We start from the raw sequence: 26,472 nt of genomic DNA, 5'->3' as shown, positions 1-26,472 counted from the left end.
CATTGGCGGTCGACTTGGAAGATTTGACACAACCAACAAACGGCGAACACACTTACAAAGTTCTGAAGTTTTTAACTAAGTCCATTGTCCAGTTTCTGCCGCCAGGAGCATCGGGAACAGCCTCGGAGTTGTTCGATCTTCTTGTGTCGGATCCGGCAGTCAAAAGGCGAGATCGCTTTATGATGGATCTCGCTAATAGGCTAGAGGAACTTGCGGAAAATGCGGTGTTTGACCCTGCATCGTTGGTACAGAACGATGATATTAGTGCATTCCTGCTTCACGCCGTACAGATTGCTATTCGCTCGCGCGGCGCTGAAAAACTAGAAGCACTCAAAGAAGTCGCGGCCCGAGGAACGATAGCAAGCGATGAGGAAGAACGAGCTCCTGCGTACGTCGCTATGGGTATAATAGATCGGCTTACGGAATATCATATCATTCGGTTACGATGGGAAGTGAAGCCACGCAGATCTTACACTTACGGAGAGGTCAAGGCTGGATACTTTGACGGCCTGCATTTTGGTCAACCTACATTCTCAGATCCTACCGTTCTAAAGAGTCCCACTGAAGTATTTAATTTTCAGGGAACTGTACGATATGTGGAAAAACAGAGCGTCTTGAACTTCCGTTTAGCGTATGCCGATCTTGCTGCAATGGGCCTCCTCACGGCCGTCCCTGAGCAGGAAAGCTATGTTGAAAATTACCATCGGAAACAGAGGCCAACAGGGAAGATAGCTGGATATGTCCCTTCGGAACTCGGTAAATTTGTTGTCCAGTACATCGAACCTTTGTAGACCTCTTTATCAACGAGAGCATGAATCTCAACTCAGATTGAGCAAGGCAACCATTGGGGTCTGAAGTATTCAGGGCCTTTCTCTCAGTCTGAAACGCAAAAAGAGGGCGGTAGCCCTCTTTTGTCTGGAATCGAACGTAAGATCAGAAGCTAACCTTCAACGAGGCATTAAAGCCATTTCGTTGTGCTCCTGAGCCGAAATGCCCACTATAGGACACGCCGAGAGTAGCATCTTTCGACAACTCGAAATCCAGCCCGGCTTCAATGATGGCCGTGTCCTTAGCTATCGGCGCGCCCGCGACAGTGAAAGCGTTCGAGCCGACAAAGCTGGCCGTTGAAACGGGGTTAACGTCACCAGCTGCATGTCGCCATCCAAGATCGGCCCTAGCGGTCGTCGGGATCGTTCCAAGATCGAAGCCAGTCGAAGCCCGGAAGCCAAGTGTGCTGAACGTTGTATCGGTCGTGTCGGAATTTACAGCCAGAGCCGCCGCCGTCTGACCATCCTCGTTGAAGCCATCAGTTTTCAAACGAACATAGGACAGATTGGCATAAGGTTCAAAAACCGCCTTCGGGAGCCTGATTTTGTAACCAAGTTCGCCAAAAATCTGGAACGTTCCTGCATCGTAGTCCGCATTCAAGTTATCGCCGAAAGCGGGGAAGGCGACAGATCGGTTCATTTCTATCTGATGCCAGGTGTAAGCGAGACCCGAGCTGAAGGCCAATGCGTTGCCGTTAGACATCGGCCATTCGGTGCCCGTGTAAGCGCCGAGGGTGTAGTTATCGCTGCTGCCCGACGATGCTCGGCTATCTACGTTAAACGAGGTATGGCTGTATCCGGCCAAGAGTCCAAGACGCCAGTTTTCATAAACAAGTCTGTCGATACCAGTTACAAAGCCACCTACCGAAGATTTCATGCGGCCAGTGTTGCTGGTCGAATCCTGTTCGCTCCAGGCTCCATAAGCGTATCCCCATCCCGTATAGCGATTTTCAGAATCCGTTTGGGGGATAACGGTCCCAAAGGCATCAGACTTTTTGGCTTCCGACATATAGTTCATCGTTGCCACTGGGGCTGTCGGCGTGGAGCCGTTTGCCTGCTGAAGTCGATTGGTTATAGCGCTGTTGATGAACTGCGACTGATTGATCAGCGCACCTTTCGCAGACGCATATGCCTCACCAGACAGATTGTCATAAGCCGCACGAGCTTCGTCAGCAGAGAGCATTAGGAGCCTGTTATAAAGCGCTAGTGAGCTTCCGGTCTGTGAGAGAGAATCCAGTGCCTGAGCGGTTGCGAACTGGTTGTTCGTGTTTGCAACTGTCGTGAACAATGGACTTGGCTCCGGCTTTTCGCCGGGTTCTGGATTGGTGCCCGGATCAGGCTTGTTTGGCTCCGGCTCCGTAGCTTTCGGCTTCAATGCAACGTTAAAGGCATTCGAACTCTGCTCTGGATCGAGTGTGAAGGTTAGAAACGCTGAGTTCGACGTCACATCAACAAACTGACCACTGACTGAATTGCCTGCTGACAGAATATTGTATTTCTGACCTGCCTGGTAGCTGATCTCGGGGCCGAGAGCCGTTATGACGAGATGTGAACCGCCAATGTTTGCACGACCAGTAACATTGACGAGATCGGCACTGCCATCGCCAGCCAGCTCGGTCATGAGATAGGAGCCAGCCTGCAGTGTTAGGTCGCCATTGATGGTCAAGGTTCCAATCGAATTTCCTGGCGACAGTATTCCGCCTGATTGAATGTCCACAAGGGAACCTACACCGGAGCCTAGTGTGCCGTATCCACCAAGGGTTGCGCCGTCAGAAACGGTTACATCGCCGCCGAGCTTGCCATTGCCCAGGTTGTTTCCAACGATCAGCTTGCCGCTTTTCACAAAAGTGGAACCTGCATATCCGGAACTGTCACCAGTCAGCGTGAGCGTGTTGGTTCCTTCCTTGATGATTTCGCCGTTGCCAGCATAGACACCTTTCCAGGAAACATCATTGGAGCGATTGTAAATCAATGTTCCGAGGTTGGATATCACTCCGGTGAAATTGGTGCCGCCAATGAGACCAGTCGTGCCGCCGTTACCCAGCTGAAGTGTGCTGTCAGCTCCAATAAGAACGTCGCCTCTTGAACTACTGGTGGTGGTAAGAGTGAGCTTTCCGCTGCCGACGTGGGCGAAAAGACCATTGCCAGTAATTTCTCCATTGTAGAGGACGTCATCTGAGCGATTGAAAACAACCGCGCCATAATTGGTTATGCTGCCAGCGACTGATCCTTCAGTACCGCCATTTCCTAACTCCAGCACCGCACCAGCCATGATGCCTGTCCCGCCTGTATAGCTATTGGTACCAGTGAAAACTTGTTGTCCACTACCGATATTTACGCCGCCAACGCCGGAGATCACACCGCTAAACGTTCCAGCGGCGTTATTGATTTGCAGATAATTGCTGCCAAGCGCGACATTTCCATGGCCTGAAAGGTTGTTAATCTGTGCGGAACTGGCATTGGAAACGTCGAACGTTCCATCAACTTGAACGCCGCTTGATTGGTTCACGCGCCCTTGACCAGATAAAGCTAACGTCGCGCCGTCGGCAATCGTGGTTGCTCCGGTATAATCATTCATGCCCTCCAAGGTCAGCGTACCATTTGCGGAATTGCTACTATCCTCGACTGTCAGGCCACCGCTTCCTGATATTGCCCTTCTGATCGTGCTCTCGTTCCCTGCCATGTCGATGGTGCCACCACCTGCCGACAGATTGATTGCCCTCGACGTCGACAAATCAAAGGCCGAGCCAAATTTGAGTTCGCCGCCATCAAAGGTTATTCCTCCATTGACGTCACCGAGATTGCTATCAGAGGAAACAGAAAGCGTACCCTGGTTGAGAACCGTGCCGCCTGCATAAGTGTTGTTTCCTGATAGTATAAGCGTCCCAAGACCTGTCTTAATGAGCCGCGCTGCTTCACCTCCACCAGAATTCGCCTGGATATTGCCCGTCAAAGAAATCGCATGTCCAGCAGTATCCACCGTAAGATTGCTAGAAGCGCTCAGGCTGAAGTTGTTGGCCAACGTTACGTCTTTATTTGCCGACAGCGTGGCCGAAGAAAACTGTGTTGTAATGCGAGCGGTTGAAAGAGCTCTATCATCGCCTGCCACGAGTGTTCCATTACCGATAAGGATAGATCCTGAACCTCCGCCAAATGTGTTGGCATGATTAAGAACGAGCGTCCCTTGGACGTAGATTCCCGTACCGCCGCCGCTGATCTCACCATCAATTGTAAGTGTGCCCGAGCCAGCTTTATCGATGAAACTCGTTCCGCCTTGGATGCCCCCAGTGATATGGCCGTTACCTAATGTGTTGAATTGCACATATTGGCCATTCGTGACGATATTTCCACTTAGAACGCCATTTGCACCGTTCGCAAAAAGCACAGTTGCAGGCATTACCAAATCGAAGTCATCCGTGACCGTCTCCTCACCTGAGATGGTGAGCGTACCACCTGGAAATACACTCTGTGTTAACGCCGATGAAATGAACGTAGTTGAAGACAACACAAAAATGGACGCCGCGATAACGCAGCGCGAAGAATTTCGCGATTTTGACATGTGTCCTACCCCAAGACGCCTACCGCGACGTCTATTTGCCCTAAATGTGATCTTCGCTTTTGAATGCCCGCAGCGAAGACTTTGCCCACTTTCTTATGCTCAATTTTATGAAGTATTTTTTGGAAAACGTCTACGGAAATCATGAGGTTGCACCTTAAAAATCCCAATAAATTGGGATCTAATTTACATGACAATGCTTGTGTACTTTAAATTGAAAATGCCGCCCAACCACGAAGGCTGGACGGCAAGGTAAGGACTCCGGAGCAACCCAAAGTCCTGATCATGAAAATCGCGATGCTGTGTGAGGGCACGTCGCGATTTCCAAGTTTGTTTTAGAACTTCACATTCAAAGTGGCATTGAAGCCATTCTGGGTCGTGTCGCTGCCGAACTGACCGACATAGCTTAAACCAAACGTCGAGGCTTCGGTGATCGCGACATCAAAGCCAGCTTCAACGAGTGCCGCATCCTTGGCAATTGCGACACCTTCAACCGTGAAGGCATTGCTGCCTGCAAAGTACTGAGTGGATTCCGGCGTGATGTCGCCATAAGCATGACGCCAGCCCAGCGTTCCCTTCAGATTAGCGGTGGTGGCACCAAACTGGAGAGGAGCAGATGCACGCAGGCCGAGCGTGGTGAAGGTCGTGCTTGTCGTTTCGCTGTTAACCGACAAAGCTGCCGCACCGCCCTTTTCCGTGAACCCATCCGTATGCAAGCGAACGTGAGAGAGATTTGCAAATGGCTCGAATGCCGCGACAGACGTGTCAATGCGATATCCCAATTCACCGAATGCCTGGAACGTACGGGCATCATAGTCGGCATCAAGGCTGTCGTTGAAGCCTGTGTAGGCAACAGAACGCGAGGAGTCGATGCTGTGCCAGGTATGGACGAGGCCAGCGCGCAGTCCAATCGGCCCCCACTGGTTGCCGCCATAGACACCCAGATGCCAGTTGTCGCTCGTTGTCGAAGCATAGCGGCCCTTGGCATCAAGATCGGTCTGGCTGTAGCCGCCGACGACACCGAGACGCCATCCGGATGCAAAGCCGACGTCAACACCCGACAGGAAGCCTCCCGTGGTCGACTTCAAGCCGCCCGTGTTTGCGTTTCCGTCGTGATCGACCCACGAACCGAAACCGGAAGCCCAGACGCCATAATCGTATGAAGCAGGTTCAACTGCATCGAACCGCTGCGGTGCACTGCCTTTTGGCGATTGAGCGAAGGACAGAACAGGAGCATCCTTGGCGGCTACACCTTCAAATGCCGAACGCAGGCGATTATTGATGGCATCAGCAGTCAGGTTTGCGGTGTCGATCAGACCCGTCTTGACCGAAGCATGCGTATCGCCCGACAGCTGATTGAAGGCGTTACGAGCTTCGTCTTCATTCGTCAGGAAGAGAACAGAATTATACAGTTCAAGCGAAGAACCGCTTTGTTCCAGGCTGTCCAGCGCACGAGCGGTAGCGACCTGATTGCTTGTCTGCGCCACCTTTTCGAATACGACTGGCGGGTTTTCCGGATCGACAGGATCGGCAACCAGGCCCACGGTCAGATCGACCTCGTTTGCCAAATGCTGCAATTCAGCCGTCAGGAAGATCGACTTCGAGACGGCTTCAGAGAACTGGCCGTCAACACCGCCGCCTGCAGTCAAGATCTTATAGGTCTGACCGTCCTGGTAGCTAACCTTGTCGTCAAGTGCAGTAACCTCAACAGTACCACCTTGCAGGATTGCCTTTCCGGTCACATCGATACGGTCGCTCGTTCCGTCGCCTGCGATTTCAACTGCATAAACAGAATTTGCGCCGAATGTGGCATCGCCGCCAACCGTTACGACACCAATCGAGTTGCCGGGTGTAATAATGCCATTTGCGGTCAGATCGCCTGCAATATCCCAATTGCCGCCCATAATGGAGGTCGGATCAACGAGGACATTTCCGCCAACAGTGATTGGGGTGTCGATGCTACCGCCATGGGTGGAGGAACCGTCATTCAGTTCAACATCGCCGCCGATATTCGCGCCTGAAGGATCGAAATTGAAGGTGCTGTTCGTTCCCGTCAGCTTGCCCGCGATCTCAGTGCCAGCTTCGAAAGTCAGTTCGGTGCCGGATTCCGCATCCAGATCCGTGATGCCTTCGATCTTACCATTATAGGTCGCACCTTGCTCAACCTTGACATTGGTGAGACCGGTCGTCTTCGTAGCGTCAGTATCAACGATATCGCCGCTTGATGTCGATCCAGCTCGCAGATTCAAATTGACGATACCGTCACCGCCAGCTGTTTCACGATTTACCTTTAGCAGCGTTCCGTTGTTCTGTGTTGCAACAGTTCCATCGCCCAAGCTCAAGTTCTGGGTCTGACCAGATTTCGTAAATGTGGAGTCGAACGTTTCCTTACCGGAGATAATCGTGGTCTTGTTAAGCGTTACGTCGGCATCGTCGGTCAGTCCAATGCCAATACCGCGTTCGGATTTCAGGGTTGAATCCGAGACCGTAAGAGTGCTGCCATACTGAACTTGGCCGATATAGGCGTTCTCACCAGAGGCAGTAATCGTGGTATTTTTCAGATCAATTGTACCAAACGTTTGGTCATTGCCAACTACTGCGCCAGCACGGAAACCATAGCTGTCAGCGCCCGTGGTATTAATCACGAGGTTCTGAGCGTTGATCACGCCGCCATCAGTCGTTGCCGTACCACCAACAGCAATAAGACCATTGGCGTTTTCATGTGGGGAATTGGAATTCTGCTCGCCAAAGACGTTATACGTACCGCCGTTCAGATTAAGAACGCCACCCGCATAGGCCCATGCAGCGTCGCCCACGTCGCCAGAAGTCGTAATGTTGACGTTCTCGGCGTTGAGCACAGATCCTGTACCAGACGCATACACACCGTAGGCCATGAAACCTTCGGTCGTGATCGACAAGTTTTTCAGGTAAACATCGCCGCCATTGTACGCATATGCGCCGTAGGCACGTTGGCCAAGTGTGTGGATTGTCGTACCGTCTGCACTGATAAAAGAATCGTCGCCTTGCGAGAAGAGAGCGTAGCCGCGCGACCCATCGCCATCTTGCGTTCCTTTGCCTTTCTCATTCGCAGTTGTGATTGAACCGCCTGTCAGGCTTATTTGGCCACCGTTGTCAGCAAACGCACCATAAGAATGAACACCATTCGTCGTGATGACGGTGTCTACGACCGTGATCTTGCCGCCAACGGTGTTTTTATCGTTGTTGGCGAGCAAACCGTAGGCTGCATCTGCGTTGGTTGTAATCGTAGAGTTGTTGAGGGAAATAACGGATTCGCTCTCGGCAAATGCACCGTGTCCGTTCACACCGGATGTCGCAACTGATGTGTTGCCCTGGATCGTTCCACCTTGAACAGCATGCAGACCTCCAGAGAAGATTCCTCCAGTGGTGACGCTCCCCCCTGAAAGATTGACCTTTCCACCCGGATTATTGGCGTCTTCGCCAGCCTGAACGCCATGGGTCTTATCGAATGAGGTTGTGACGTCGGCGCTTGAATTGACGATGCCTCCGTTGCTGGCGAGAATGCCATAAGCGCGTTCGCCTGTTGTCGTGATCGAGCCACCATTTAACGTAACTTCGCCGCCGTTCTTGGCATAAGCACCGAATGTCCAGCTGGAAGCGGTATCTATATCAACATCCGTCGCGATGATTTTACCACCGACAGTATTCATATCGTTGTTCGCGAGCAGACCATATGCAAGGCTGCCACTCGTGGTGATAGAGCCGCCAGTCAGATCGATTGTCGAGAAAGATTCTGCAAACGCGCCGTAAGCTCTGGCACCGGTTGTACCGACAGTCGCTGTGCCTGAGATTTTGCCGCCATCAATAGCATGAAGACCATAAGAATCATTTCCGCCCGTCGTGACATTCACGCCGTTGCCAAGATTGATTGCTGAATGATCTGCACCGTCTGCGTTGCCACCTTTGGCACCGACCTGAATTCCGTGAGCCTTCGCTCCAGACGTGATGACTGTTGTATCGGAAACGTTCGCAATTGAGCCGTTATATACGAGCATGCCCCATGCCCGCTTTGTCGGCCCACTCGTGGCAGCTTCAAAAGTGTTACCACTCGTCGTATCCGTGCCGCCCGCAGAATACCGATATGCGGCTCCATCCATTGTAACTGCGGGCTCAGCTTTCGCAACTGCGCCTGTTAGAACCAGTGCAATGGCGGTTGACCCCAGTACACGCGCCAGATCTCTGGAAATTAATGACATGTCTTACCCTCAGAAATAGCCTGGAACACAGGCTCGATTGAATGCAGGAATGCTGGTCGCGATAGGTGAAAACCTTGAGTATGAGTTGCCCCTGCTAACACGGCATCGATTAGATGAGTGCTGGTTTCCACGCCTTCGACGATGACGGTCTGAGCGGCACATTTTGCTAGCCCAATCATGAATTGAAGACTGTTGCCACGTGGATGTGATTCCTTAATTTCGCGCACGAATGCTGCGTCGATCTTTACGATATCCACTTCAAGGCGAAGCAATTGCCAGGGCGAAACATGCCCGCTTCCGAAATCATCGATGGCGATGAGACAACCAAGCTTTCGAGCCGCGCGCAGACTTTTGTTGATTGACGCAATGTCCCCGAGTGGCCTGGTTTCCGTAATTTCGAGTACCAGGCGGTGAGCCAAATGAGAACGATCTGCAAGTTGACGGTAAATTGGTGGCCATTCAGCGTCAGTAAGGCTGTCAGTAGAGATATTACAGCCCAGAATTGCACGTGGATCGGCCTCAAGCTCGTCGAGAATGAGTTTGATCATGTGCCGATCTAAAATTGGTGTTTTGCTCCAAATGTCCAGAACAGGAATGAATTCGCCTGCACTGTGAACAGTGCCGTCCCGGTCTATAAGTCGAGCGAGACATTCACCGTATAACAAACGGTCGACGTTAGTAGCTGAGTGTATGCCTTGCACGGCGATGTGAATTCGGCCTTCGTCAATGGCGTCAGTGACTTCAGTAAGCAAAATTTCGTCTGCGACATCGAGGTGATCCAACAAATCCGTCACCCCACTTCTGCGTAGTGAAAGGCAGTTATGCTCGTTGGATGGAGAAGGGACGTAAAGGAACCTTTATGGTATGCCTCATCATAAAACTCATGGCGGTAGGTTTAAAGTACGACTTTTTCAGTATTCTCGGCCTGTCGGCCAATAGTGTGGGGGCACGCTCGTTGCAAAAAAAGTTGCAGAAATCAAGGGACAGAAAAGGTTCCTTTTATGTCAATCACCAAGGGTGTCCACCGTACTAAAAATGGCGTTATAATTCATGAGAAAGCTCAGAATAACGAAAATGCCAATAAAAAAATCTAGTTACGATGCCACTCCTTCACGCAACGAACGCGGACGGCGAATTGGATATGCGCGTGTATCGACAGATGATCAGCATCTCGATTTACAATTGAACGCATTGAAGAAAGCGGATTGCGACCGGATTTTCACGGATCAGGGAATATCTGGCAGCGTTTCAAATCGACCTGGACTTAAAAGCGTCATGGATACTCTTAGGAAGGGTGACACACTAGTTGTTTGGCGATTGGATCGCCTGGGTCGATCACTCGTTAATCTAGTTGAGATCATAAATAATCTGGGAAAACGTGGCGTCGAGTTTCAGTCATTAACCGAGAACATAGATACGAGTTCGAGCGGGGGAAGACTGGTGTTTCACATTCTTGCGGCTTTAGCCGAATTCGAACGAGCCTTGATAAGCGAGCGAACGAGGGCAGGAATGGAAGCAGCGAGATTGAAAGGCAAACAACTCGGAAGGCCACCAAAGGTCAAAGGTAATGAAAGACGAGAGATCAGGACTGCACTCCAAAAGAGAAAGGCATCTGTTGCAGAAATTGCGCAAAAATATAATTTATCCGTTCGGGCTGTTCGAGCAATAGCCAAAAGCACTAACGACGCTTGTTGACAGCAAACGAGGTGAATATGTGCGGTCGATACACCCTTTACCTACCGTGGTCGGAGATTCATCGTCTCTACAATTTGACGCTGACTGCTGATCAGGCACGCAATACGCAGCCCCGATACAATATCTGCCCAACCCAGGATGTCCTATTCGTCACTCACGCCGACGACGGGATGAGATTACGGGAGGGCAGGTGGGGCTTGGTGCCGTTTTGGGCCAAGGAACTCGGTAATTTCTCGACTTTCAATGCGATGTCGGAAGACGCCGACAAGAAACCCATGTTTCGTGAAGCCTTCAAATCGAAAAGATGCCTAATCCCGGCCGATGGTTTCTATGAATGGACGAAAAATGCGGAAGACGGTGGCCGAGATCCGTGGCACATCCATTTGCCAGAACATGCACCGTTCTCCTTTGCAGGCCTTTGGGCGACGAATGAAGCACTGGGGATCACAAGCTGCACGATTTTAACGGCCAAGCCTGTTGAGCCGATATCAGAGATACACAACCGGATGCCCGTCATTCTAACGCCGGATGTCTATTCCGACTGGATTGATCCCGCGACGTCCGTACCCGACGCCAAAGAACTGCTGAAACAACACTTGGACGGCGATCTTCAGATGTATCGGGTTGATCGCCAGATCAATTCGAGTCGTTGGCCGGGAGATGAGACTGCAATTCAACCGATATAGATACTGAAGGAACGCCCTCAGCAAAAACAACCTGATTTCGGCCTTTATTCTTGGCGGCATAAAGGGCTCTGTCAGCTCTCGTAAGCGTTTCGGAGAAAGTCGCATTGTCGCTATGCAGGACAACTCCAATCGAAACCGTTACAGAAATCGCTGTGGTGCCAATCTGGAAAGTTCGGCTGCCTATGATCTGACGAATTCTCTCGGCAGAAATTTCAGGTGACATGCTGCCCTTTTCGCCGAAGATAACAACGAACTCCTCGCCGCCTGAGCGTGCGATGAAGTCCTCCGAATGTAGAATTTCCACAATTCGCATTGCTATTTCTTGCAGGACAATGTCACCCGAATGATGGCCGTAAGTGTCGTTGATGATTTTGAAATCGTCGATATCGAGCATAGCGACTGCTCGACGACTATTGTTAGCTTTATCGTTTTCCAGGCACGCCAGACTGTAGAAGATAAGCGAACGACGATTTGGCAATCCCGTTAAATGATCTCGCGATGCCGCGTCTTCCCATCGCTTTTTCACTTGGTCGGAGCACATCAACAAAAACGATGTCGTGCCTATGACAGGCATGATGCAGAGAAACATTGGAGTGACTGCATTCATCCAATGTCCGTTATCGGCGACGGTGTTCAGGCCACGATTGCCATCGAATATGTATATGAGCGTACGTGTGAGATTGGCAATTGTGCACACGACATAGATAACGGTCAGCGACAAACCGCCCCGTGAACGGTATTCGGGATTTCTGATGTTCTGAATTAATATGATTGCAGACGCACAGGTTATGAAGCCCCATAGAAGCGCAACAAGAAATATGCGCGCACCAATATCTGGGACAATGAAAAGATAATAGGAATATGGAATTGTGCCAACCGCAGGAACAATAAACGCATTGGTGTAGACTTGTAGCCCGTGAAACTTACGAATGCTGGCGTGATATAAACAAAGGGCAAACAGTAATACTGCATTAGCAGAAGACGTAGCCAAATTATACGGGAGCCTATCTTCAATTGCAAAAATAACGCAGCCGATTGCTACCAAAAGAGTAGCTGCTTGCCATATACGTGCAGCAGGCCGAAGAGACGAGGGTAGATCGGCCAGAACTGCGGTGAGGACACCACCGTTCGCCAGAATGACGAGCGTTACTGTTATATAAACCGACCGCGTGTCCATGATTACCCCCTCGCAGACAACTCGATCATATCGGGAAGCGGTTCAAATAACAACGCGAGCAGCGACGCCTGGAAAGCGTATACTGAAATCCATCCTTGAGAATTGACTATTCTGCGCGAGTTTCAGCGGGGCTACATCCGGAGAATTTATATACATTTTCTGGCAGAATCATCTCATCGACGGCGGGCTTATATCCATTCAGGAAATTGACCTCGATGCCGCCATAAGCCTTTCGGTAATAAGTCGCGTCCCGTTCTTTCATATAAAGAGTTTGCCGGAGTTCAGCGAAGACGGCCCATGGACGAGAATTGACATATAGCGGTTGGAAGGCCTCTTCATATTCTTCACCTGCTCGGGTCCGAAAGCTCATTCTGCATATAACTGCGCCATTCGAACACATGTTGTCGGGTCTGGTTGTCCAGATGGCTTCATTGTTTTTATACCCTGTGAGCGTGGCTCGCCCCTGTAAGTAGCCTTCTGTGAACTGAAGCACTTGATACGTGCCATCGTCGCGGGTGTCTGATTGCATCAGGCTGCGATCAATGGGACAATCGTCGGCCTTTGGTGTGTATTGTGGCAGCAGATAGGGGTTAATTGAAGCGCAATACTGATATTTTTCACCGCCTGGGAAAATTCGGATGCCGTCCTGTAATTTTACGACCAATTCACGCGGTTTCGTGATTTCAGAGTCCAGGTCGTTGCCACCGCATTCGTAATCAAGAATGATGGCGTCGATATCCTTGATGTTATGTTGCTTTGTTATTTTGCAGCTTGTCTCCCAGCCTTCCATCGTGGTGGCAGAAAACGTTCGTATGCTATCATTGTTCTCACAGATACCGCTTCCGTCTTTTATGAATTTATCTTGCCACCACTCGCCTGCTTTGCCGTTGACTGCAGAAAAAAAGAAACCAAATATCATTACCGTAAAGATGTAATTCTTTTTCATATGTAACATCCATATCAAGGCATTTGGCCGATTACAGAAATTTTATCAGAATAGCGTTCCGACTTATATATATTACGGATCTACTAAAGAATTCCATTCCTTAATATCTGGGCAACTGTCGAGTATCTTACCGATGGATGGAATTATATCGATTTCATATTGGTTGGATAACAGTGAATTCACCACTTCATCAAACTTTTGACCTTGTTTTTTTGTGGGGAATATTTTGTCGTTTACCTCGGTAAGCTCAAGGTGGCGGTAGTCATCAAAGTACAGCCGAAATCTATCTGCACGCAGGAGTGCAGCAATGGCTTTTCGCTGATCACCAACAAAATCAACGAAGATATGGTTGTCCTTGACCTCTCCTTCAATCGTGAATACCTGCTCTTTTGCCCCAGATAGCGGTGCTAACACCAAACCAAAATATTGTTTCTCAATGTATTCCTTCCCGTACAGGTCTTTCAATGGAAGCTGTTTTGGGATTACAAAATCTAAATATGCGGGTTCATCTCTAGCGCAATTCAGCATCAAAATATTTCTAAAAGGTATTTCTTTATCTTCTGGAACGAAGGTGTATTTGTGGAAAACCATGAAATTGGCGTTGTCTTTACCTTCTAAGTGCAGCCAAAGAGACGTAATAGGTAACTTCGGGTGCACAATATCGTCGTTCTTGCCGGGTTCTGCACCAACTGAGGGTGTGGACAACATAGCAGTCGTCCCAACCAGCAATGTCAAAATTCGTAGCAACCCTTTGAAATTTCCCATATCGCCCCCACAACGCTATTTCAATGTATGCAAACGCACTCCCCGCTCTTGCCAATGGTAGCAAAATTCCTGAGCACGTTCAAAGATATCGCTGTCCGGATTCAATACGAAAAAGGTTCGGCAGCTGTAAGCATTCGCACGTATCGCAAATGCTTTTTCATCAAAATGGCTTAGCCAATATTCGACTTCCAGATCATGTCCACCAGGCCGCCGAGTGTTGTGGTGGTAAATGATGGCGGGGCGATTGTGGGCGAGGGCGGTCGCCTCCTGCAGAGTTATCGACTTTCCAAATTTGGCCTTCGTTCGCCGCTTAGGATCGTCATCCACGAGCCCGTTGTCAGGATCGGCAAAAACAATGTCGGCATCGGACATGCGCGCAACGACATCTTGAAACCAGTTGTGACGCCAAGCTGACCGTTGTTGCCATAGCAGAGCCTCAGAAGTGAGCGGCGTGCCGTGAAATAGGTCTCCGATCATCCCAGTTTGCTGCAATGCTTGGACGGAACGTGCGTTGTCTGCAACCAGCTTCAGGGCGTCGAAGAGTTCCGGGTCGAGATGTCGCCAGCGGTCTGGGAGACTGAGATAGCCTATATGACGTCCATCGGCGTTGTGACCTTCATCGGGGTAGAGATACCAGGCGATACCGAGTTTTCGACCCGCAGATAAATGGCGAAGTAGGGCGAGCTTGACATAGTCCCCGATGTCCCCGGCGTATCTGTCCTGCATATTGTTCCCCGCAATCATCAAATAGGCGTGTATTAGACGGTTTATTATTTCGAAAGTCGAAACAATTTGAGATGGACGGGTTAATTATTGGTTTGAATAATGCTTCGAAATTTGAACGAATTGAGCAGGTGAATTAGACGTCGGGATGCGGCATCCAACGGTTATCAGACGGGTTAAACGACGCGGTTACTTCGGAAACCCAATCGTCATAAACTGCCCAAATAAGCGTTGATTTTGCATCAAGTGTGTATCCGGTCGGAATTTGCAAAGATGCAAAGATTTGTACGGTTTTTGAGGCGTGAATGCGTATGCCGTTAGCGAGGTTCATATTGCGTGTTGGCTAACGATGTCGTCATAGGCTAGTGGTTTTAATTGAGGTTGAGCCGATGGTGGAAAATAGAACGCCGCCTATTAAAGCTTCAAAAACGGCTCAAATCCGCGTGGTTTTATGATCTGATGAGTAACGGAGTGGGAAATGCGAAAGACGTAGCGATTTTGGCCGTTTCTGTAGATCGTAGAGGCATGTCGCCAACCATGGCTGATCGTATATCGGGCAAATTACAGCTTCATATCGGCTGAAGCCTTGTGTCCCTCTCCCTCAATTGAAAAAACCCGTCAAAGATTATCCGCTAGGTCGGATCGTAGAGCTGCAACGAAAAGGCCAGTGCGAAGCACCCAAGCGAAGCGCCCCACGGATTTGAAAAATCCAAACTGCACCGCAGGTTTGCCATACGCGCGCGTACGCGAGGGAAACGGGTAAAAGTCTTGGTGTGCCGCGATTTGTTAACATTGTTTTTATCCCACGATTTAATGGAGGCCATTCTTTGCCGTCAACAGAATAACGAAAAAGATACGTCTAGAACCCATGATTTAACGGCAAATGCCAACAGGAGGAATCAATAACTACAAATTTAAGAGCCCGACTCAAAATTCTAACCTTGCGATACGGCGTGTCATTCGTCTGATGGATGATATGAACATCCAAGCCTCTGACGATGCAATCGAGGCCTCCCAATCTTTTGCCAACCGACGGCAGCGGTTAAGCCACGCAAAGGTCCGCTCAACGATCCACCTTTTGGGCAGGATTACAAAGCCTTTGGCCTGATCAGAGCGCTTGACGATTTCGATCGCGAGCGCTTCGATATGTGCTACAGCCGTTGTCAGCTTTTCGCCAGCATAGCCGCCATCGACGAAGAGTCTCTTCACGGAGGGATAGTTCGCGCGGGTTCGCTCGATCAGATCCGGCGCGCCGTCCCGGTCTTGAACATCGGCACCATGCACGATGCCTTCCAGCATATTGCCGATCATATCGGCTGCGATATGGCGCTTGCGCCCTTTTATCTTTTTACCTGCATCATAGCCTCGTGGACCGCCAGCTTCCGTCGTCTTGACCGACTGGCTATCAATAATAGCGGCTGTCGGCTCCGCCTTGCGACCTTCCGCCAGGCGTGTCACCGCAACCAGCATCTCATTGATAAGATCAAGCAATCCGCTGTCTCGCATCCGGTAAAAATGGTACTGCACCGTCGTAAACGGCGGAAATTCCTTCGGTAATTGCGCCCATTGGCAGCCGGTTGTCGCGATGTATTGGATTGCGTTCCACAACGTGCGGGAATCGTGCTCGCGCGGACGACCGACTTTGCTCATCGGCTGTAAAAGCGGCGCAATGATAGTCCACTCATCGTCCGTGCAATCGCTTGCGTAACGCAAGCCTCGTCTGGCATAGTCACGCCGAGCGGTTTCAGTCCAGGCCATGTGATCCTCCGTAGTCTTGGTAAACCACAGAGAATCATAAACTCCTGAAATCGCTCAGCTTAATTTTCGGTTCGGCTCTAAGGCAAATATTACACATTTCTATCCCATAGAATACTGAAGTGGGTTAAAAAGAAAGACTAATTAAAACAAATACGTAGATGTTTATATCCCAAGATTGGACACTTTTGCTTTTCTATTTAAATCCCACAAAACCGAAAAGTGTGATTTAGACATAGACTCAAAGGGTATAAATCCGCCGATAAAATAACTATATCCCGTATGTTCGGATTGCAGGATATAGATATTTATTTAACAATAACAATAAGTTGCAGTACATCAACATACACTTAAGCGGCAGATTTGAATCCGTGTGATTTTATTTCTTGTCGCATGCAAGTGGTCGACTCATCATTGAAATACATGATTGAGAAAGGCCAAGACAAATGAAACCGAAAACAACCGAATTATTTAAACCTGCTACTCGTGGCGATGTCATCGCTGCAATTGATAGTGATGCGCTTTCAAAGGTCGCACCATCCAGCCCTCGTCCAGTTGAAATGCTGGAAAGCTGTGAGATTACTTCAGACGACAAACTGACTGCATCGGACACCGCGCTGCACGAGCTGATGGTGGCGACCGCATACATGTTTGACCCAGAAATGATTGAGGCCACTCATTCCATTCCGGTGTCCACGGTTCTCAAGTATTTCGGCCAAAGAGATACACATATCAACCGTCGTGAGATGCTTAAGCTGTCACTCAAAAGGTTGACCGCAACAACGGTAAACTACGGCGCACTGGAAACACGTCGATACGAAAATGTGCCAATGATCGTTTCTTGGCTGGAAAGCGACAAGCAGTCCGACATCATTCGGTATAGCTTGCCGCAACCGATCCGCGATCTGATGAAATCGATGCCTTCCTATGCCTACCTGGAGCTGGCACCATTGGCCGCCATGAGATCGAAGTTTTCCATTCGTATATACCGTGTGCTGGCTGCGACCGCCGTTCAGAAAAAATGGCGTCCGGAAGGCGACAATGTAATCATCATCAAGGCGACGGCCGACGAGATTGCCGCATGGTCTGGCTTCCCCCGTGATGTCGATGCGGGCGTCAGCTTTGGCAAGCTGAAAGAACGCGTGTTGAACGGCGTGGAAGCCGATCTTGCATCCATTCGCCGCTTTAAGACCAAGATCGTGGAAGTTCGCAAGGAGACGCGCGGTAGGCCTGTAGATCATATCGAATTCCGTTTGGAATTGCAGGCTCCAAGCCATCATCAGACCCGCGTTCTGTTTGATGCAGTGAATTCGAATGCAGGCAAATTCGATGTCGAGCCTTATTTGGTCGCCGACCATGTTTGGCTGAAGGCTCAAAAGTTGTTTGCAAAAAAGCTCGGATTTGGGCATCTGCAATTTTGCCAGCTGTGGCAGGTCGCACTACACGAGGCGACAAGCAATGTCGGAGTGACATCAGGGTTTGAAACCCGTTCTTATCGCGGTGAAAGGCTGCTGGCGGCCATTGACGAGTTTGGGGCCGATGAAGCGGCATGGATGATGCTAAGCGAAGAAGTTTTGAATCCCGATCTCGCACATGCGGATGCCTTTGTTGGGTTTCTTGTTGCCGCCGACAAGGCCGAGCAGGCCAGATTGGCGCGCATCAATGAAGGCGGAGTCGAGATTGAGAAGGAGGTGGTTCAGGCTTCCGAAGAAGCTGTTTTGACACCTGTGGTGCCCGTTTCGACATCTTTGGAAGGTGTTTCAGAAATCGTATTATTTGCAGATCGTAGTCTTACTCCGCAAGACGTTGACGACCTGATTGCGACACCGATCATCAGTGCTGTTTTGGGCAATGAGAATGATCCGATTATTAGTTTCACCATTCGTCACTGGGTTGATGGCAACGAAATGGAATCGTTTGGACTTCGACCGCGTCGGGTGAATATCAATGAGTACACTGCTCTATTTGAAAGCCTGTCGCGCTATCTGGACCGTGAACCGGAGATCGTGCGATGACCTATTCCTACTCATGTCCAACAATTTCTGACCTACAAAAGGCTGACGGCAGGATCGTCGTGGATCGTGCGATTTCCCTGGTATACGACGAATATCTCTCAATGGATTACGTCTATTGGGTGCAAAAAGTTGTCGATGAAGTTCGGGATGAGTTTCCCTACCTACGCAAGGTATCCGAGCAGCGTAGTATCGTAATCGAGCAGAAAATGACTGACCTGTCATACACCATCAAAATCTATGTCCAGACAGAGGTTGCTGACAATATCGGCCTCATTGACCGTTTGATGGAAAAATTGCGCGAACCCCTTTACGGGCCAAAACCTGTCGAATTCAAGCGCAGGCACAATTGGCAAATTTTCCCGACTTCCAAGACTGCTGACCTCAAAACGGAGAAGACGTCAGGTCAGGATAAGGAGGCGGTTGGACCAGGAATTGACCTCAGCAAGGTGCCAGCTGAATTCGAATTTATGCTGACTTCCGCCTTCAAGGATCAGACAAAGCAATTCTACAAGTCACTCGATCTGATTAATTCTGGCAGCAGGCCGGATTGGGTACGAAAATACTATGTCGAACTACTGCATGACCGTTGGTCACATATTGCTCGTGCGGACATCGCGATGGATGGATTGATCTCAAAGGTAATGGCAAAGGTCGCCGATGATCCAAGATATGCGCAGTCGGAAAACTGGTGGCGTGGCTTTGCAATCGCACTATCGAAAGGCGATGGTTTGGCCGCGTATGAGACTTGCCAACGATTTCTTGAAAAGAGGCTTCAAGCCGATGCGACTTCAGGCCTTGAAGATTGAGATTCCGGCTTAAAGACCTCGTCTTCCCACAAGGCCTTTCGAGCGCCGCTTGCTCCGCGTGGTGTTACCAGAGAAAGTGACATTTGCGGGTCATTGGATCTTGTGACGCCCCTTTCCTTGTCTGTTATGACGTGCCTGATAGCCTGAGAAAAGCGCCGCGAAGAGTCATCGACAAAGGCTTCCAGCACCTTCATATCATTGGTGCTGAAGGTGTGCTCTTTCCGGTATTCAATGCCTTCACGTTGATTGCGGAGTTCCAGTGATCTGGAAACCCGACATGTAAGCCAAGGTTCAGATTGGCTTGAACGCAGGTACTGCTGCATATCGCGCGACGTCGAAGTGACTTTCCCGAATTTCTCTGAAGACAGGTCGATTGCGATTTTTCCATCGTATCCGCTTGGATAAAGTGTGGCCGTCGAGCCTCGATGAAAGTTGCGCTCAGTCTGGATGGACTGACCTTGCTGGATATTCGTGAACTCGGTCGCGGTTTCCATTGCCAGCTGAAGTTCGGCCTTGGATACGGATTTCGCGCTGTTCGGGTGCATCCTCTCGATTTGCCTATTTATGCGCCTCAGAGTGTCATCGGTACTATCTCCCTCGATGATGTCTTTGATATCCGGCTGTTTTATCAACTCGCTGAAAGGCATCACGGGACGCCAGTTTTCGTGTGGGTTCCAAGTTGTCATATATCGTCCTCCCTTGTTTGTTCAATTTGAAGAAGCCTTTTGCCTCTCTCCTCCAATAAAATTAACCCTGCCTTTCATGGCGGGTCACCAACCAGAATTCCTCAGTTCCCGGAGGCGCAAGTGCATAAAAAGTTGTGGCAGGCGGAGGTAAAGACGAGCCTGCTGCCTCTATTGGGGTTCGCTCTTCCCAAGCTGTCGTTGCACAAGTTGACACGATACCGTCATGTCCGTCGTGCCTTGAAGCCTGTTTTCCATGGCCTTCTTGGCCAGAATGACCGCCACCTGCCGCCATGCTCTCTTTGATTGCCCGCTCGAATTCCAGCAGGTATCCCTGCGACGACTGTCGCATGTGTCGCAACAATGGGTTTCCGGAGAAAACCTTGCCCGTATTCAGGTTCACACCGATTTTCCCGCCGAAACCGGATGGGTACATGATGGCGTTGATGTCAGTGCGACCTGCCATCGCTGAATTGGCATTTTTGATAGCGCTTTGGTATTCCCTGAAATCAACTTTCAAGCCAATTGAGGGATATATCCGGTCAATTTGCTTATTAATGCGATTTAACTGGGAAGTGCTGCTGGCCAACATTAAAAAATACTCCTTATTCAAAGAGTATTGTTGTCGGCCATTAATAAATCAAATTGCGGAGTCAGGTTCGATAGAAAAGAACTCTTCCTGTTGGAACGAGTTGTAAGCAATAATCAAAGTCGGAGATGTTTCTTGTTACCAGAACGAGGCCGAACTTCAGTGCTTGCAGGAAAATCGTACAATCATTCAAGCACCGCAACTTCTGATCATTGCTATAACCCTGAATTCGACAGATGACGCCATTGAGAATTGCTGCGCGCCCCAGAATATCGAGGTCGGGAACAATTACCCTATGATCGGGCATTGCCTTGATGATGTCGCTGATGGATTTCTGCACCGCTGCAGTTCGGAGATCACTAGGATCAAGCACACCGATTGTATGTGCCAACTCCTGAATTGCCGTCGAACTATGATGACTCAGTCTCGCACGCAGACGATCCCGAATATGGTCGGGGATGACGCCCTTCAGGCGGTCGATATAGACACAGGTATCCAGCAAAATGGGTTGGCCACCAACTGGTTCCTCGTCAATGAATGGCAGCTCGTCATCAGGACGGCGGGCGAGGGTCTTTGTTGGAAACCTGCGCATCCACCTCGTTGCGGCATCGACATCAAACACGATCAATCGAATCCGAGCTTGATGTCTTTGTCTACAGTGCCATCGAGGCGCGTCATGGTCTCTTCAAACAGGTCTTCGAGCGCTACGCTTGCGAGAGCGAATTCGAGCAGTTCAGACGTTCCCTCAATGCCAGTGCGTGACTTCGCCTGCGCAAGCAATTCATGGCTAACCCGCGCACTGATCCGGTCTTCTTTGCCAACGCCAATCAGGCCGTTCTTCTGCGCTGCTGATAGCGTTTCCTTGATGCGGAATGACCGAATGGAGGCGAGCTTCTCAGCCAAGCTTGCTCGCTTTCTCGGAGAAACAGGGCTGGCTGCAGGCATAAGCTCTTCGTGTCCCTTAGGCATTGCTGAGGCTCCATGTAGCACAAAACGTCAATATTGTATGACATGTAGCACTTTTTGCGACCATTATCAATGTCAGCTTTCGCCACCGCCTGTTTCGGAATCCGAGGATTTTTCAGCTTGGCGTTGTGCGCGTTTACGCGCGCGGTACTTAGCTTCATAGATGCGGCGTTTAGCACGACGCTCTGATGGATCTTCACTGTAAGCAGCGTTCTTCGCTCGACCGACCTTCGTTATAAGGTCTGAGTTATAGCGGGAGATTGTGGACTGGGATACGCCGAGTGTTTTTGCGATACTGATTTGATTATAGCCTTCTGCCTGCATCTTTTTAAATTGTGCTATCTGTTCGTCTGTGAGGGCCGATTTCCGACCGCCCTTATTGACGCCGACCTTTGCGGATTTCTTCTCCTTTTGCTTTTCGACAAAGACATCACTTTCCATCGCTGCCAGCATTTCCACTATCTTAAGCGGTGACACCAAGTTAGCTTCATTGGGGTCGAAGATAATGGGGTCCACAGGCGCGTCTGTGTGGGCATCGACATATATATTCGGCCGCGCAACGATCAGGGTGGCACCCTTTTTATTTACTTTATGTACGAAATCCAAAAAGCCACGAACCTTGCCAGCGACCATGTCCGGGGAGGTGATAATAAGGGTTGAACCGTGCTCCATACGATCAACAAGGGCGTCCAGCTTGGGTCGGGTCTGTTTGACGGCTGATACCTGTTCTTCGACAACCCGCGAGCTGGCATCGGATTCTGAAATGGAAAAATGTCGGCTAAAGAGGTACTGTTTGACCTGCTGCGTAACAATTTTTACCTGTTCACTAAATTCAATATCAGTATCGCTGATGGCCCGCTTGGCGTATCCGTAAAACACGGAAACCTCCTGAAATGAGTTGTGTTTTCATTGGGGATATGCTATATCGCTTATAATTCAGTATGTCCAGACGTTAGGAGCATCTGACACGGAAAAGGAGATTTCAACATGGCGCGCAAGGGTGAACCCGATCTTAGTATGATGTATGCCTCCACGGCAATTGCTGGTACCGTTATTGCCTCAGGCATGATCAACCTAGCGCATGCCGTTCGAGAAGCTCGATGGGAGCGTACGGAAAACAAAATTCTCGCGCAGAACGAGGCCCGCTTGGCAGAGTTAAAGACCAATCTTACCAAGCTGACTTCGCAGGTGAAGATGTTTCTTGACCGCCTGGATGAACGTCGTCGGAATGTATATATCGGTGCTGCTGTATTCTCAGCAATTGAGGCACACCTTGGTTTTCAAGCACACTTTGAGGTTTTCTCAGGTGTCGAGAACGGTTTCACACGGGCTGAGCTTCTACGTGGTCTGGCTATCCGCATTCGGGACAAAATTGACGAATTGGATGAACAGTCAGATGAGGAGGCGATTGCTTTACTGAACGCCATTTGACCGCCCGCGTGTTTCGTCGGCGGTTTTAAGATCATTTGCATTATGCATAACTGTAAATAACCATGTAGGTGTTATTTGACAGAAAAGGAGATTTTAAATGTCAAACAAAAGAGAATATAAAAGAGAATATCCATTTTTCAGTGCAGTACTCGACCTTATGGCAATTCACTCAAAGAAGGTGAGTTTAATCGGTACAGCGATAACTTCAGCCTTGATTAGCCTATATCACGGTGATGCTCCACACCAATTCATGTTTGCGGGATCTGATGTAATAATATCTATGCTGATTAGAGATCTTGGTGCGGCTCTGTGTTTTTATGCACTTATTCATATTGTGGATTTCTGCAGGCAAATTTCAATAGACTCTGGTTTGGAGAATAGATCCCTAAGGAAGAGTGTTTCAGCTCTGTTGTTTTTGTATTTTGCTGATTGGTTTAGGCCAGATGACGGTGTTGTCCAAACGTATATTGATTATGGTGTAAATCCAACCTTTGCGTGGTCGTATCACGGTGCTGGGGTTGCGGTATTGTCAGCTCTTCTGATTTACGCATATGTCGATGACAAGATTAAAGAAGCAACTGGTGGCTAAATATTTGTAGTGACGTAACAAAACAGGGCGGTTTCCCGCCCTTTTTTATTGATTTCAATTTTACCCCATGGCCATCATCAAGGCAGGGGCATTACGCTCCTTTCTTGTCTTTCTTTCCTTCTCCAATCGCTCTTTAAGACGTATCGCTTTCGGATTGAATCGGGATTCTTCAGCAATTGCTTCGACCATTGATGGTTCTTGGGGTGCAGCCCTGTCATGTTTGAGCATGCCGCTCTTTCTGGCTTGCAGCTCGGACACGCCTTTATAAACGACTGCGAGTGCTTGATCCGGCTTCATCGTAGTCAGCTGATCCAGCTTCGCTTGGTTCAATGTCGATAGCCAGATTTTCTGATCCATGGAAAGCGGTGACAGGTCAACTTGCTTTCTGTTTTCAGGCGCAGTGGCTGCGTATTCAATAATTTTAGCCACCGTGGCGGCTGGCACCATCTTCATCATCTGCGATACTGACGGTTCATTCTTATGCTCATTCTTCGGTGAAGTATCGGATTCAGCTACAGACGTCGCTGGTTTCGGCACTGCAGCCGAATGCGGATTGCCGACTGGGCCGATGCCGAAGACGCCCAGTATCTTGTTCACCATTTTCAAAACAGCGGCCATCATTTTCATGAGCCACTTCGGGATTGCCAACAGCCAATTCTGCTTTCCCGCCGATACGGCATTGGCAGACGTGGAATTCTTCATCGCTTGCTGGGATATCTGTATCGGTTTCTTCTTTGCATTATTCATATCGGTATCTCCTTCTGTTGAAGACTTCAGGATAAGAAGAATACTCGCAAGAAACAAATAGTTGCGACTTGCGGCCGATAGACATACCATTAATGCATAACCGTTTAGTTGCTTAAAGGAGTATATATGGAAAACGAAAAAAGCACTGCCAAAGGACTAAAAATTGAATACAGATCTCTACTCGACGATTTGCTGATCGATAATTACGATATCGATTATTTAAAGGCATCTGGATCGAAAATTGAACGCGAGGATGACCAGTATTTCGTGACACTGACTGTAGATGTGACGCATCCGCAGTTGCCTGAACTGGTCTCAAGCGATGATTTCATCGTGACCTCGTTCGAGGAGGACGCATTCGAGGATCACCTGACGGCGATCAAGGCTATTGCTATTGACGCCTGGAGTAGGCTGAAGGAGGAAGCCAAGACACAGGCTGAAACCGATTTCGCGAGCCTTGAAGCTGAATTTCAGGGGCAGGGCATCGAGTTTGAGCGTGATGCTGACGGCGATATCGTTGTCGATTTCACTGATACGAGTATCGCCTTCGAGAAGGGCAGTGCCTGGCTTCCATCTTCCAAAGAAACGGCCTTCGATGTCGAAGAGGCTCGCCAGATAGCGAGCAAGAAAATTGAAGAGAGAACAAGGCTGGCATCTGTCGTTGGAAGAACGCCTGATGACCGACCGTTTGATGTGATTTCGGATGGTACTTATAATGACATCAGCCGCAACCTTGTCGCCACCGATGTGGGTGCCTCGCATGCAGGCGTTAACATACTGAATGAGCCGAGAACGTTCCAATTTGATAAGCACGGCTTGTTCCTCGTCGCATGGGATGGTCGGATTGTTCGGGATTGCATCCCCGCTGAATCATCCAAGCATTTGTCGGAGGTGAAAGCGTATTACAGCGACTACGGTATCGTGATTTTTAAAGACGACCGCGATGGTTATTGGGTAGGCGTTCACACCAATCATCTACCTGTCGACCGTGAAGGCTGGAAGAAGGCTTCGAACGCTCAATGGGTAGTTTCCATAAGAGATGCGGACAAGGCCGCTGAGGATCTGAAGCGACGACTTGCTCGTCCAACATCTAGGCAGGCTGTAACCCACCCAACAACTACCGTGGCAGTCGCATCGTGAGCGAGGTTGCCTTGGAACTTAAAAAACACGCGGTCTCGATAGACAATATCAAGGCGCAATTTCGCTTCATGAAAGACGGCATGCTTGACCATCGCGGCATGTTTCTTGGGAAAATGGGCGATCAATACATCGACGATAGCGCTCAGGAACTTCTGCGGGCAGACGGTGTCTGGATTCATGGTGATCGCGCAGCTATCAAGATTGATATTGATGTCGATGGTCGACCGCATATAGCATTCCATGACCACGACAGTCTGACCACGCGCGCGTTCAAAGAAGATTTCTTCAAAGCAAATGTGGTCAATATCTGTGCCGAGGCCGCTGTCCGGCATATACAGATCGAAACCAAGCGTTTTCCTCAGATAGTCCGCCAGCTCGACGGGAAAAATTTCAGCATCACAAAGCTGGAGGTGGGTGGTTATCGCATTGCAAGCAAGGACAGCGATCTTGGATATGTCAAGGTTTCAAATTGTCATCCGAAGACGGTTTCCGACGCAATAGACGGCATCACAGAGCGGTTTGCGCAGGCTTTTCAGCATCATTTCGAAAAAGCCGACTATGCCGTGCTGGATGCCGCTGCTTATAAAAAAGTGACGTCGGAATTGGCATCAGGCGGTCTTCTGAATTTGAACAGCACGAAATCCGTCGAGGCACATTCGATGTCGCGCCATGTCGTCAGGGTGTCGATCAATAAGCAGACAGCAAGATTAGTAGCAAGAATCGGCGATAGGGCTGTTGATATCGTTCTGAAGGACAGCGACGAGCACCTGCGCGCATTAAAGAGCGACCTCGCAGAGAAAGGCCTGTTTCTGCGTACGGATGGTGGTGAATACAGCTTGCATAGTTTTTCTGATCAGATGCCAGTTGCCAGCGGATTGAAATCGCCGACCGAAATCACGAAATCGATTGTTGCATATGAGCGAGCGCAATCGGATGTAGCGGCCTACAGTAGTGCTGCATAGATATCTGTCGGCGGATATCTCAGGTGCCGAAACCAGTTTTATTGGATATCCAATAGGTTGACCGACATCGAATTTACTAAGTGAAATTATCACAATTGGAACTATTCGACTTCAAGGCTTTTCACTGGGTAAGTCTCACCTCATAATTATTCTTATTCGCAACAAATAGTGTTGGCTTA

General features: G+C 49.5%; 23 protein-coding genes. 9 read left to right on the top strand and 14 right to left on the bottom strand.

Annotated elements, in window-relative coordinates:
* Nucleotides 1–14 precede the first annotated feature (14 nt).
* Nucleotides 15–791 (top strand): hypothetical protein, encoded by a 777-nt coding sequence (locus tag ABDF71_RS25120; protein ID WP_500061903.1) that lies wholly within the window; start codon nt 15–17, stop codon nt 789–791.
* A 142-nt stretch (nt 792–933) separates the two neighbouring features.
* Here the strand turns inward: ABDF71_RS25120 and ABDF71_RS25115 are convergent, their stop codons facing one another.
* The 3 genes from ABDF71_RS25115 to ABDF71_RS25105 form a co-directional block, all read right to left on the bottom strand.
* Nucleotides 934–4,386, bottom strand: a complete 3,453-nt coding sequence (locus tag ABDF71_RS25115; protein ID WP_500061902.1) for an autotransporter domain-containing protein — start codon at nt 4,384–4,386, stop codon at nt 934–936.
* A gap of 332 nt (nt 4,387–4,718) precedes the next feature.
* The gene (locus ABDF71_RS25110; protein WP_500061901.1) at nt 4,719–8,618 is read right to left on the bottom strand and encodes an autotransporter domain-containing protein; all 3,900 of its coding nucleotides are present in this window, start codon (nt 8,616–8,618) and stop codon (nt 4,719–4,721) included.
* Nucleotides 8,609–9,412, bottom strand: a complete 804-nt coding sequence (locus tag ABDF71_RS25105; protein WP_500061900.1) for an EAL domain-containing protein — start codon at nt 9,410–9,412, stop codon at nt 8,609–8,611. Before ABDF71_RS25105 ends, ABDF71_RS25110 begins: the two co-directional genes overlap by 10 nt.
* 280 nt (nt 9,413–9,692) lie before the next feature.
* On the opposite strand from ABDF71_RS25105, the gene ABDF71_RS25100 reads away from it, so the two are divergent.
* Together ABDF71_RS25100 and ABDF71_RS25095 are read left to right on the top strand one after the other, a co-directional pair.
* Nucleotides 9,693–10,313, top strand: a complete 621-nt coding sequence (locus ABDF71_RS25100) for a recombinase family protein (protein WP_500061981.1) — start codon at nt 9,693–9,695, stop codon at nt 10,311–10,313.
* A 17-nt stretch (nt 10,314–10,330) separates the two neighbouring features.
* The gene (locus ABDF71_RS25095; RefSeq protein WP_500061980.1) at nt 10,331–10,999 is read left to right on the top strand and encodes an SOS response-associated peptidase; all 669 of its coding nucleotides are present in this window, start codon (nt 10,331–10,333) and stop codon (nt 10,997–10,999) included.
* On the opposite strand, the gene ABDF71_RS25090 is transcribed toward ABDF71_RS25095, so the two are convergent.
* From ABDF71_RS25090 to ABDF71_RS25070, 5 genes are all read right to left on the bottom strand, one after another.
* A complete protein-coding gene (locus ABDF71_RS25090; RefSeq protein ID WP_500061899.1) occupies nt 10,950–12,176 on the bottom strand; it encodes a GGDEF domain-containing protein in 1,227 nt (408 codons plus the stop codon). The genes ABDF71_RS25095 and ABDF71_RS25090 overlap by 50 nt on opposite strands.
* 106 nt (nt 12,177–12,282) lie before the next feature.
* The gene (locus tag ABDF71_RS25085; protein ID WP_500061898.1) at nt 12,283–13,122 is read right to left on the bottom strand and encodes a hypothetical protein; all 840 of its coding nucleotides are present in this window, start codon (nt 13,120–13,122) and stop codon (nt 12,283–12,285) included.
* Between the two features lie 72 nt (nt 13,123–13,194).
* A complete protein-coding gene (locus ABDF71_RS25080) occupies nt 13,195–13,887 on the bottom strand; it encodes a hypothetical protein (protein WP_500061897.1) in 693 nt (230 codons plus the stop codon).
* A 15-nt stretch (nt 13,888–13,902) separates the two neighbouring features.
* Entirely contained in the window at nt 13,903–14,613 is a 711-nt protein-coding gene (locus tag ABDF71_RS25075) for a hypothetical protein (protein WP_500061896.1), read from the bottom strand.
* A 924-nt stretch (nt 14,614–15,537) separates the two neighbouring features.
* Nucleotides 15,538–16,368 (bottom strand): IS5 family transposase, encoded by an 831-nt coding sequence (locus ABDF71_RS25070; protein ID WP_151610747.1) that lies wholly within the window; start codon nt 16,366–16,368, stop codon nt 15,538–15,540.
* A gap of 443 nt (nt 16,369–16,811) precedes the next feature.
* On the opposite strand from ABDF71_RS25070, the gene ABDF71_RS25065 reads away from it, so the two are divergent.
* Together ABDF71_RS25065 and ABDF71_RS25060 are read left to right on the top strand one after the other, a co-directional pair.
* Nucleotides 16,812–18,380, top strand: coding sequence for a replication initiation protein (locus ABDF71_RS25065; protein ID WP_500061895.1), 1,569 nt, complete (start codon nt 16,812–16,814; stop codon nt 18,378–18,380).
* Nucleotides 18,377–19,186 carry a hypothetical protein gene (locus tag ABDF71_RS25060; protein ID WP_500061894.1) on the top strand — a complete coding sequence of 270 codons (810 nt, stop codon included), beginning with the start codon at nt 18,377–18,379 and terminating at the stop codon, nt 19,184–19,186. The genes ABDF71_RS25065 and ABDF71_RS25060 overlap by 4 nt, the downstream gene beginning before the upstream one ends.
* Here the strand turns inward: ABDF71_RS25060 and ABDF71_RS25055 are convergent.
* The 5 genes from ABDF71_RS25055 to ABDF71_RS25035 form a co-directional block, all read right to left on the bottom strand.
* The gene (locus ABDF71_RS25055; RefSeq protein WP_500061893.1) at nt 19,153–19,872 is read right to left on the bottom strand and encodes a hypothetical protein; all 720 of its coding nucleotides are present in this window, start codon (nt 19,870–19,872) and stop codon (nt 19,153–19,155) included. The two genes, ABDF71_RS25060 and ABDF71_RS25055, sit on opposite strands and share 34 nt — an antisense overlap.
* A gap of 61 nt (nt 19,873–19,933) precedes the next feature.
* On the bottom strand, nt 19,934–20,461 hold the full coding sequence (locus tag ABDF71_RS25050) for a hypothetical protein (RefSeq protein WP_500061892.1): 528 nt from the start codon (nt 20,459–20,461) through the stop codon (nt 19,934–19,936).
* A gap of 61 nt (nt 20,462–20,522) precedes the next feature.
* The gene (locus ABDF71_RS25045; RefSeq protein WP_500061891.1) at nt 20,523–21,080 is read right to left on the bottom strand and encodes a type II toxin-antitoxin system VapC family toxin; all 558 of its coding nucleotides are present in this window, start codon (nt 21,078–21,080) and stop codon (nt 20,523–20,525) included.
* Between the two features lie 2 nt (nt 21,081–21,082).
* A complete protein-coding gene (locus tag ABDF71_RS25040) occupies nt 21,083–21,427 on the bottom strand; it encodes a hypothetical protein (RefSeq protein ID WP_500061890.1) in 345 nt (114 codons plus the stop codon).
* A 72-nt stretch (nt 21,428–21,499) separates the two neighbouring features.
* Complete coding sequence (locus ABDF71_RS25035) at nt 21,500–22,303, bottom strand: recombinase family protein (protein WP_500061889.1); 804 nt, start codon at nt 22,301–22,303, stop codon at nt 21,500–21,502.
* Nucleotides 22,304–22,411: 108 nt separating this feature from the next.
* Here ABDF71_RS25035 and ABDF71_RS25030 point away from each other — a divergent pair, with 108 nt between their 5' ends.
* Nucleotides 22,412–22,855, top strand: a complete 444-nt coding sequence (locus ABDF71_RS25030) for a hypothetical protein (RefSeq protein ID WP_500061888.1) — start codon at nt 22,412–22,414, stop codon at nt 22,853–22,855.
* Between the two features lie 97 nt (nt 22,856–22,952).
* Nucleotides 22,953–23,444, top strand: a complete 492-nt coding sequence (locus tag ABDF71_RS25025; protein ID WP_500061887.1) for a hypothetical protein — start codon at nt 22,953–22,955, stop codon at nt 23,442–23,444.
* 60 nt (nt 23,445–23,504) lie between these two features.
* On the opposite strand, the gene ABDF71_RS25020 is transcribed toward ABDF71_RS25025, so the two are convergent.
* The gene (locus ABDF71_RS25020; protein WP_500061886.1) at nt 23,505–24,191 is read right to left on the bottom strand and encodes a hypothetical protein; all 687 of its coding nucleotides are present in this window, start codon (nt 24,189–24,191) and stop codon (nt 23,505–23,507) included.
* A gap of 126 nt (nt 24,192–24,317) precedes the next feature.
* On the opposite strand from ABDF71_RS25020, the gene ABDF71_RS25015 reads away from it, so the two are divergent.
* Both ABDF71_RS25015 and ABDF71_RS25010 read left to right on the top strand, forming a co-directional pair.
* Nucleotides 24,318–25,331: a hypothetical protein gene (locus tag ABDF71_RS25015; protein ID WP_500061885.1), complete on the top strand. Its 1,014-nt coding sequence runs from the start codon at nt 24,318–24,320 to the stop codon at nt 25,329–25,331.
* Nucleotides 25,328–26,293 (top strand): hypothetical protein, encoded by a 966-nt coding sequence (locus ABDF71_RS25010; protein ID WP_500061884.1) that lies wholly within the window; start codon nt 25,328–25,330, stop codon nt 26,291–26,293. Before ABDF71_RS25015 ends, ABDF71_RS25010 begins: the two co-directional genes overlap by 4 nt.
* Nucleotides 26,294–26,472: the final 179 nt, after the last annotated feature.

It is taken from the genome of Ochrobactrum sp. WV_118_8 (genome assembly GCF_039631535.1).
Classification (GTDB): domain Bacteria; phylum Pseudomonadota; class Alphaproteobacteria; order Rhizobiales; family Rhizobiaceae; genus Brucella; species Brucella anthropi.
This window is presented reverse-complemented; position numbering and strand designations above follow the sequence as displayed.